Source organism: Tyzzerella sp. An114, assembly GCF_002161055.1.
GTDB classification, from domain to species: domain Bacteria; phylum Bacillota; class Clostridia; order Lachnospirales; family Anaerotignaceae; genus Fimicola; species Fimicola cottocaccae.
Genome location: NZ_NFLT01000073.1, coordinates 1 through 676, shown reverse-complemented (window position 1 = coordinate 676; position 676 = coordinate 1). Strand labels below are relative to the sequence as shown.

Here is a 676-nt window from a genome sequence, read left to right as displayed (position 1 = left end):
TATTCCCATTAATAACCCACCTCATCTCCATTGGGTATCGCATTAAGAACATCTTGCACAATTTCCTGTTTATCGGTTTCAGTAAAATAATCAGTGCCTTTAACAGGTGTTTTCCCCTTCAATCCAGTGAAATCAAACTGAAAACTACGAGCTAATTCTGTTCCGCCTGCTACAACATTAACAGTTGGTGTTCCTGATGTATCGTCAATAGTGGCTGTTGCTCCTGTGATTGTTGCACTCTTACCATCTTGACCTTGTGGTCCTGTTTCGCCTGTTGGACCTTGTTCCCCTTGAGGACCTTGTGGTCCAGTGTCACCTTTTAGCTGACCGTCATTATATTTCTCTTGGAAAGTTTGACCATCAGCGAAAGCAATTTCACTAGCTGTATATGTTGGTTTATTCGGTGTCTTTATCCATTCAGGAACACTATCCTTATAATTATTTAAAACATTAGTCGCAATCTGTGTGACTTCTTCTTCCGTTAGTGTGTCTATTGGATTATTAATAAAATATTCTTCTACGGCTTTTTCAATTGATTCTTGAGATATTTTATCTTCTAATTCAGCAAACTTCTGCATGATTTGCTCATATATTCCCGGAAGACAAATAGCTTGCAAACTTCTTGGCTTTGCTGACTCAGTAATACTAATCATTAATTTATTAGTATAAAACACAG

The 676-nt window shown here is 37.6% G+C and carries 1 protein-coding gene; it reads right to left on the bottom strand.

All coding sequences use genetic code 11. The annotated features are described in order from the left end of the window. Positions 1-8 precede the first annotated feature (8 nt). A partial coding sequence (locus tag B5E58_RS13625) for a collagen-like triple helix repeat-containing protein (protein ID WP_206608595.1) occupies positions 9-676 on the bottom strand: 668 nt, incomplete at its 5' end.